Source organism: Kitasatospora sp. NPDC059803, from assembly GCF_042732255.1.
In the GTDB taxonomy this organism is placed as follows: domain Bacteria; phylum Actinomycetota; class Actinomycetes; order Streptomycetales; family Streptomycetaceae; genus Kitasatospora.
In genome coordinates, this window is record NZ_JBHWIJ010000054.1 from 1 (window position 1) to 8701 (window position 8701).

An 8701-nucleotide genomic window follows, 5' to 3' on the forward strand; every position below is an offset into this window, starting at 1 on the left:
GCCCGCGCGGGACGGGTGCGCCCGGTGGACGCGCTCGCCGTCGGCCGTACGGCGGGCGGCACCCGGCGGGACCGGGCGGCGGCCCGCGCCGCCGAGCTGGCCGCCCGGCTGCCGCTGCCCCGGCCGCTGAGCCTCGGCCTCGCCCAGCCCTTCGCCCGCCCCGCCCGGGCCGCCGGGATGCTCGCGGCCGTGCTGTTCGGCACGGCGGCCGCGGTCTTCGCGGTGGGCATGGGCGGGACGATGACCTGGGTGCAGGCGGCGAAGGACCACGACACCGCGGACGTCGTCGTGCACCCGCAGCGGCCCGTCGGCCCGCCCGGGGCGACACCTCCCGCCAGGCCGGCCGCCGCCGACCCGGCCGCCGTCACCGCCGCCCTGGACGCCCAGCCGGGCACGGCCGGCTACTTCGGCGACGGCACCGAGGACGTGACGGTCCCCGGCGTCGCGGGGAGCACCAGGGTGACCGCGTTCGACGGCGACGCGTCCGGGGCCGGCTACCGGATGGTCTCCGGGCGCTGGTTCCGGGCCCCGGGCGAGGCCGTCGCCCCGGCCACCTTCCTCACCGAGGCCTCGGTGGCGCTCGGCGACCAGGTCACCTTCACCTCCCACGGCAGGGCGGTCACCGTCCGGATCGTCGGCGAGGTCTTCGACCCGCACATGCAGACCAACGAACTGTTCACCGACGCCGCCGGCTACCCGCCCGGTGCCGCCCCGCACCCGGACTCCTGGTCCGTCGCGCTGAAGCCCGGCACCGACCGCGCCGCCTACGCCACCGCCCTCGGCGCCGCCCTCGCCCCGGTGCGGATGACGGCCGAGGCAGGCGGGTCGCACGGCTCCAGCGGCTCGATCGCCGCCCTGAACTCCCTCACCGCCACGCTCACCGTGCTGCTCGTCGTGGTCGCCGGGCTCGGGGTGTTCAACACCGTCGTCCTGGAGATCCGGGAGCGGAAGCGGGACACGGGCGTCGCCAAGGCGCTCGGCATGACCCCGGCGCAGACCGTGGGCGGGGCGCTCGCCCCGGTCGTCCTGGTCGGCGCGCTCGGCGGTGCGATCGGCCTCCCGGTCGGGCTGCTGCTGCACCGGCTGACGGTGCCCGCCATGGGGCGCAGCGCCGGGCTCCGCTTCCCCGCCTCGGCCCTCGACGTGTTCGGCACGCCGGTGCTGGCGCTGCTCGGGCTCGGCGGCGTGCTGATCGCGGTGCTCGGGGCATTGCTGCCCGCCGTCCGGGCGGCCCGGGCGCGGACGGTCGAGGCGCTGCGGGCCGAGTGAGGGGCCGGGTGAGGGGCCGGGCGGCGGGTCAGGCGCCCTTGTCGGGTCGGTGACCCTCCGCCTTGGGCTCCTCCGGCGTGTCCCGCTCGGCCGGATCCTGCTCTGCCGCGTTCTCCTCCGCCGTGTGCCGCTCGGCCGGATCCTGCTCTGCCGCGTTCTGCTCCGCCGTGTCCTGCTCCGCCTTGTGCTCGGCGGCCCGGACCTGCTCGGCGAAGGCCTGCGCGTCGATCCGCTCGACCGTGGCCCCGTGCCGGGAGGCCAGGTCGTCGGCCCGGTCGGGAGAGGACTCCCGGAGCTCCAGGACGAGCAGCGCGCCGCCGTCCGGGACGCGGGGCGAGAGCATGATCAGCCCGGCGCCGCCCTCCGTCGCCCGGCCCTCCTCGGCGGCGTTGCCGAGCGCCGCACCCGCCGCGAAGCCGAGCAGGACGCCGATCGGCCCGCCGACCAGGCCCACCAGGCCGCCGAGGACGCCGGAGCTGACGGTGGTCACGCCCGCGCCCCGGGTGAAGGTGTCCTGGATCTCCAACAGGCCGTCGGCGCTGCGCTCCAGGGCCGCCAGCTGCCGCAGGCCCGGCAGGTGCTGCGCCTCGTCGAAGGCCGCCCGCCACGCGGTGGCGTCCGGGAAGGTCAGCAGGACGACGTTGTGCTGCTCGCTCATCGCGCTCCGATCGGGCCGGGGGCGGGGGTCGCCGGATTCCATCGTGACCTTCGGTGCCCGGCCCGGCCACAGGAGCGACGGGCGGCGCGGACTGCCCGGGGCCCGGCCGTTCAAACGTGGGGCCCGGTTCAGTTCCCCGTCGTGGTCTGGATTCCGGACAGGTGTAGGGCGATGCGAGGTCCGACGGGCGAGCCGGGGCACGGGCGCGGCCTGCGGGAGAGGGATGGGCGGGGGAGGCCTCGTCCCTATTCCGACCCTGGCCGAATTTGTGCCCGGTGCGCGGCACACCTCTGGTGCGGCGGGTGGGGCGGTGCCAGGATCCCGACCCGGCACGACCGTGCCAGACCCGAATGTCTGAAGGAGGCACCATGCAGCCCACGGCAGAGCAGGTCCGCGCGCTCAAGGACGAGGACTTCCGGCTCACCCTCGGCCAGGGCCACCAGGTCCACCCGGCCGGCGACCTGTCGGACGAGGTCTACGTGACCGCCGCGGTGCAGGCCAGCACCTGTGGTGGCTGGAGCAGCTGCGCCCACGTCTGCAGCTTCTGAGTCCGCCGTCCGCGGCGCGGACCCCGGTCGCACCGCCGGAGCCCGCGTCGCGGACGCACGACCCGGCCGGGGCGCGTACGTCCGGTGCCGCAACCGTCGGGCACCAAGCACCGCAACCGTCGGGCACGAAGCACCGCAACCGTCGCGCACGAACCGAGCATGGAGAGACCGCCCGTGGTTGACGCGTCCGAAATCCGGCGGGCCGCCGCCCGAGCCGTCCCGCTCGCCGCCCGCGGTCCGCTGCCCGACCCGGACGCCCAACGCGCCGGACAGGCTGAACGGGCCGACCGTGCGGGGCGGGTCCTCGACCGCTGGCGCGCCCAGCCGCCCTTCGACCGGGACGACTGGTTCGAGCGCCGCCTCGCCGCCGACCGCCTCGACCCGGACGGGCTGCGCGCCCTGCTCGCCGAACACCCGGCCGACCTCGCGGACCGCCTCGGCACCCCCGCCTGGGCCGAACGCCTCGCCGCCGCCTTCGAGGCCGGGCACACCCTCGACCTCCCCGAGGAGCACGCCTTCGCCCGGCTCGTCGCCCCACTGCTCGCCGACGCCCGCGACCGCCTGCGCACCGGCCTCGCCGAACTCGGCCCCGCCACCGCGGACGCCGCCACCCCCGGCCCCGCCACCCTCGGTACCCCCGACCAGCTCACCGCCCTCGTCCTGCCCGCACTCACCGCGACCGCGCACACCACAGCCGTCCGCACCGTCATCACCGAACTCCACGTCGCCCGTCTCTCCGGCGAGTTGACCGGAGACACCCCCGAGCAGCGGTACCGGAACTTCCTCGACCGGCTCACCGAACCCGGCCGCGCCGTCCGACTCCTCGCCGAACACCCGGTGCTGGCGCACCGGCTGGCCACCGCCGCCGAACAGTGGACCGCCACCTGCCTCACCCTGTACCGCCGCCTCGCCGCCGACCTCCCCGCCCTCGCCCGCACCTTCGCCGACGGCCGCCCGCTCGGCCGCCTCACCGAACTCGCCACCGGCCTCGGCGACCCGCACCGGGGCGGCGCCACCGTCAGCGCCCTGCGCTTCGAGCACGGCACCCGGATCGTCTACAAGCCGCGCCCGCTCGGCGCCGAGACGCACTTCCAGCACCTCCTGCGCTGGCTCAACCCCCGACTCCGGCTGCCGCTGCACGACCTCGCCCACCTGGCCCGCGACGGCTACGGCTGGGTCGCCCACGCCACCGCCGAACCAGCCCGCGACGACGCCGAGTTGAGCGACTTCTACCACCGCGCCGGCACTCTTGCCGCGCTGCTCCACACCCTCGACGCGGTCGACTGCCACGCCCAGAACCTGATCGCCGTCCGCGACCAGCCGGTCCTGATCGACCTGGAAGCGCTGTTCCACCCCGACCTGCCCGAACCCGCCAAGGACCTCTCCGAGTCCGAACGGCTCGCCCGTCACGAGGCCCGACACTCGGTGCTGCGCTCCGGCCTGCTGCCCGAGCGCATGTGGGACGAGGGCAACGGCGGCACCGACCTCTCCGCCCTCGGCTGGGATCCGGGCAGCCTCCCGCCGCGCCCCGCCCCCGTCCTGGTCGACCAGGGCACCGACCGGCTCCGCCTGGAGTACCGCCGGATGCCCGTCGCGGCGCCCGGCAGCCGGCCCGTCCCGCCCGGGCGGCCGCTGCGCCTGGCCGACCACGTCGGCGAACTCGAAGCCGGCTTCACCGAGGCCTACCGGCTGCTCGCCGCCCACAAGGGCGAACTCCGGGATCTCATCCGGGCGTTCGCCGCCGACGAGACCCGGATGCTACGCCGCGACACCTTCGAGTACCGCAGCCTGCTCGCCACCGCCTGCCACCCCGACCTGCTCCGCGACGGCCTCGACCAGGACCGCCACTTCGACCGGCTCTGGGCGCTCCCCGCCTGGGAGGAGCACGCGCTCGCCTACGTCGACCACGAGCGCGCCGACCTCTGGCGCGGGGACGTCCCGGTCTTCACCATCCGCCCCGACGGCGTCGACGCCCGCTCCTCCACCGGCGCCCTGATCCCCGGCGTCACCGACCGGCCCGCACTCGACCTCGCCCTCGCCAAGGCGGACGCCCTCGGCGAACCGGACCTGGCCCGCCAACTCCAGCTGCTGCGCCTGTCGGTGACCACCGCGGACGGCGCCCGCGAGCCGCGCCGCCACCCGGCCACGTCCCCTCCCGTGCTATCCGGGAAGCCCGCCGAAGGCCTGGACCTGGCCTCCCGCGCCCTCGCCAAGGCCGTCGACGCCGGCGAACAACTCCTCCGCGAGGCCTACCGGGGAAGCGCGGACCTCGCCTGGGCCGGCCCCAATTGGGCCCCGCCCGGCCGCTGGGCACCCGCCGAACTCGGCCCCGACCTCTACAGCGGGACGGCCGGCGTCGCCCTCTTCCTCCACCAGCTCGCCACCGTCACCGGCGATCGCGAGCACCGAAACACCGCCCAGGCAGCTGAACTGACGCTGCGTCATCAAATCCGGCGACGTGCCGACCGCCTCGGCGGCGGCCTCTCCGGCGTCGGCGGCGTCCTCTACACCCTCGCCCACCTCGCCGCTCACCACCCCGACGCCGAACTCGACGCCCTGGCCGCCCAGGTGGTGCGCCGCAGCGCCGCCACCGCCGCCGACGACGCCCAGCACGACCTGCTCGCCGGCAACGCGGGCACCATCGGCGGACTGCTCGCCTGGGCGGCCGTCCGCCCCGGCCCCGCCGTCACCGACGCCCTCGCCGCCTGCGCCGAACGCCTCGTCCGGGCCGCCGCGCCGCACCCCGAAGGCGGCGCCGGCTGGCTGCCCGCCTCGCTCGCCGGCGCCGTCAAGCGCCCGCTGGCCGGCTTCGCGCACGGCGGCTCCGGCATCGCCTGGGCGCTCGCCCGCGCCGGCCGGCACCTCAGCGACCCCCGGCTGCCCCAACTCGCCCTCGCCGCCGTCGCGTACGAACGCACCCTGTTCGACCCGGCCGCCGCCAACTGGCGTGACGTCCGCGAGGACGACGGCCCCGACGCGCCCCACTACCCCGCCCTCTGGTGCCACGGCGCCTCGGGCATCGCGCTCGCCCGCACCGAACTCGCCGAACTCCTCCCCGAAGCCCGCGAGTTGCTCCTCACCGAACGCGACACCGCCCTGACCACCGTCCTCCGCGAGGGCTTCGGCCACAACTTCTCGCTCTGCCACGGCGACTTCGGCAACCTCGAACCCCTCCTCCTCGCCGGCGACCGCTGGCGCACCGCCGCCCTGCGGCAGGCCCACGCCACCCTCGACGACCTCGACACCCGCGGCTGGATCTGCGGCCTCCCGCACGGTGTCCACAGCCCCTCCCTGATGGTCGGCCTCGCCGGCACCGGCCACGGCCTGCTCCGCCTCGCCGACCCCATCACCCCCTCCCTCCTCGCGCTCCACCCGCCGACCCGCTGAGACGGTCGGCGAGGTCGGCAAGGTCGGCGAGGTCGGGCCGCGCGGGCTCGGCCGGGACGTTCCTGTGATCGTCGGACCGCAGGTCCGGAGTGCACCGCAACCGGCCCCTGAATCGAACATCGCGGACCCTCCCGGTGATCGATTGCCACCAACTCGCCGCCGCCGACACGGAATCGCCCGGATCGAGTGAGACCGGCCGGGACACGCCGGACGGCCCGGCGGACCGCTGCCAGGATCGGGGTCCGCACCGCAGCCAGCCCCTCGCAGAGTGCCCTCCGGCACCGCTGCCGACCCCACACGCCCACACGGCGGTGAGGGCTGCCCGCGCGCGGATCCGCTGCGGCCATCGGCCGCCGTACCAGGGAGCAGGGAGCACTGTGTCCGAACAGATCGTGAAGCCCGAGAAGCCCCACACCCCGCCCGACCAGACCCCGCCCGACCGCACCCCGCCCGACCGCACCCCGTCCGACCACGACCAGGATCAGGACCAGCACGACCAGGATCAGGACCAGCACGACCAGGATCAGGATCGGCACGACGAGGAACTGCGCCTGCGCTTCCCCGGCGACCGCCGGGCCGAGGCCGGCGCGTCGATGTCGGCGAACGCGATGCTGCGCCGCCTCCCGCACCTGGTGCGCCGCGCGCTGGCGCTGGCGTGGGCGGCGGACCGGACGTCCACCGTGCTGCTGCTGGTGTGCCAGGCGCTGGCGGGCGTGTTTGGGGCGTTGGCGCTGTACGCGACGACCGGCACCCTGGGCGCGCTGCTGGTGGCGGGCCCGGTGGGGGAGCACCTGCGGACCGCCGCGCCGTCGCTGCTCCTGCTGACCGTCTCGGCCGCGCTGCGCGCGGTGCTGGGGATCGCGGTGGTGGGGCTGTCCGGCCGGGTGTCGCCGAGGGTCACCCGGGAGGCGGAGCTGGCGCTGATCGCCGCCGGGTGCGCGGCCGAGCTGCGGGCGTACGACGAGCCCGCGTACAACGAGCAGTGGGAGGCGGCCGATCGGGGTGCCTCGACCACGCCGGACCTGCTCTCCAACGCCCAGGACGTGATCGCCTCGACGGTCTCGCTGGCGGCTGCGGCGGGCGTCCTGGCGACGCTCCACCCGTGGCTGGTGCCGCTGCTGCTGCTGGGTTCGGTGCCGACCGGGGTGGCGGCCGTCCGGACGGCCCGGATCCACTACCTGGCGGCGGTGGCCACCAACGAGGACCGTGGCGCGCTGCGCGTCTACCGCTGGTTCCTGATCGACAAGACCCGCGCGGACCAGGTCCGTTCGGACCAGGTCACGCCGTTCCTGATGGCCAAGTACCGCCGCGCCGAGGAGAAGATCGTCGAGGCGACGGACCGGGCGACCAGGGAGGCGGCGAAGGTCTCCCTGCTGGCCTCGTTGGGCACGGGGGCGGGCAGCGCGCTGGTCTGGGGCACGCTGCTGTACCTGGTGGCGAGCGGCCGGATCGACCTGGCGGCGGCGGGTACGGCGACGTTCGCGCTGCGGACGGCCTCGTCCGGGTTGCAGGGCCTGGTCGGCAACGGCGCCCGGCTGTACCGGATGGGCCTGTACCTGGACGACTACTTCACCTTCCTGGACGAGGCCGGAGGCCACCGGATCCGGCGCGGCGGGATCGTGCCGGACGCGCCGCAACTGGTGGAGGTCGCGGACCTCGGGCACGCCTACCCCGGCGAGCAGCAGGAGCCGGCGCTGTGCGGGGTCAGCATGACACTGCGGGCCGGGGAGGTGGTGGCGGTGATCGGGCAGAACGGCAGCGGCAAGTCGACGCTGCTGAAGCTGCTGTCCGGCCTCTACCTGCCGCAGTCCGGCCGGATCTGCTGGGACGGCGTGCCGGTGCAGGAGCTGGACGCGGACGGCATGTGGTCGCGGGTGGCCCGGGTGCCGCAGGAGTTCGCGCGCTGGCCGCTGGGGGCGGCCGAGAACGTCCACCTGGGGCACCTCACCGAGCAGGTGATGGCGGACGTGGAGCGGGCGGCCGCGCGGACGGGTTTCGACGAGATCGTGGCCCGGCTACGGTCGGGCTGGCGCACGCTGCTGGCCCAGGGCTGGTGGGGCGGCGCCGAGTTGTCGGGCGGCGGCTGGCAGCGGGCGGCGGTGGCCCGGGCGCTGTACCGGACGGTGCGCAGCCCGGGGCTGCTGATCCTGGACGAGCCGACCTCGGACCTGGACCCGCGCGCCGAGCACCGCATCCTGCACGCGCTGCGCGCCCTCGCCCCGGGGCGGATCACGCTGCTGGTGACGCACAACATCGCCAACGCGGCGGTGGCGGACCGGGTGATCGTGATGGACCGGGGCCGGATCGTGCAGACCGGCACCTGGGCGGAGCTGGCGGCGCGCCCGGACGGGCTGTTCCGTGAGCTGCTGGACCTCCAGCGGGACCGGACGGTCCCGGCGCAGCGGGTCTGACGTCCTCGGCCGGCGAGGGCCGGTGCTGACCGTCCTCCGTACCGTCGTCGTCACGGCGGTACGGAGGACGGGCGGCGCCCGCCGGACGCGGTGTGTGTTTTTGACGGCCCTGCGCCGGTGGGCCAGCGTGCCAGCGTGCCAGTGCGTCAGTGCGTGGTGCGTGCCGCGTCGCGCAGCCTGCGCCAGGTGCGGCTGACGGACGCCAGCCCGGCCCGCCCGGCGCCGGTCCCGCCGCCTTCCCAGCTCCGGGCCGCCTCGGCGAACGTCTCCGCGCGCTCCGCGTTCTCGGCCGCCGCCTCCGCCCGGGCCGCCCCGGGCGGCGCGGGCCTGGCGCCCCGGGCCACCCGCGCCCCGCGCCCCCCGGCGGTCGGCGCCGTGTTCGACCTGGTGGGATTCGACCAGCGCGGGGTCGGCGAGAGCACCCGGGC

General features: G+C 76.2%; 5 protein-coding genes and 1 pseudogene. 5 read left to right on the forward strand and 1 reads right to left on the reverse strand.

Annotated features, from left to right (window positions below; all coding sequences use genetic code 11):
- Positions 1-1269 (forward strand): ABC transporter permease (locus ACFV6I_RS12030; protein ID WP_380424824.1); only part of this gene is annotated, 1269 nt, incomplete at its 5' end.
- A gap of 28 nt (positions 1270-1297) precedes the next feature.
- Here ACFV6I_RS12030 and ACFV6I_RS12035 read toward each other — a convergent pair.
- A complete protein-coding gene (locus ACFV6I_RS12035; protein WP_380424826.1) occupies positions 1298-1927 on the reverse strand; it encodes a hypothetical protein in 630 nt (209 codons plus the stop codon).
- A gap of 368 nt (positions 1928-2295) precedes the next feature.
- Between ACFV6I_RS12035 and ACFV6I_RS12040 the strand changes: the two genes are divergently transcribed.
- The 4 genes and pseudogenes from ACFV6I_RS12040 to ACFV6I_RS12055 all read left to right on the forward strand — a co-directional run.
- Entirely contained in the window at positions 2296-2475 is a 180-nt protein-coding gene (locus ACFV6I_RS12040) for a hypothetical protein (protein ID WP_063346527.1), read from the forward strand.
- A gap of 174 nt (positions 2476-2649) precedes the next feature.
- A complete protein-coding gene (locus tag ACFV6I_RS12045; RefSeq protein ID WP_380344343.1) occupies positions 2650-5862 on the forward strand; it encodes a type 2 lanthipeptide synthetase LanM family protein in 3213 nt (1070 codons plus the stop codon).
- A 377-nt stretch (positions 5863-6239) separates the two neighbouring features.
- On the forward strand, positions 6240-8273 hold the full coding sequence (locus ACFV6I_RS12050; RefSeq protein ID WP_380424829.1) for an ATP-binding cassette domain-containing protein: 2034 nt from the start codon (positions 6240-6242) through the stop codon (positions 8271-8273).
- Between the two features lie 135 nt (positions 8274-8408).
- Positions 8409-8701: pseudogene (locus tag ACFV6I_RS12055) on the forward strand (hypothetical protein); the annotation flags it as partial.

Coding starts and splice junctions, on each gene's coding strand:
- ACFV6I_RS12035 (WP_380424826.1), bottom strand. CDS start 1,927: ATGAGCGAGCAGCACAACGTCGTCCTGCTGACCTTCCCGGACGCCACC.
- ACFV6I_RS12040 (WP_063346527.1), top strand. CDS start 2,296: ATGCAGCCCACGGCAGAGCAGGTCCGCGCGCTCAAGGACGAGGACTTC.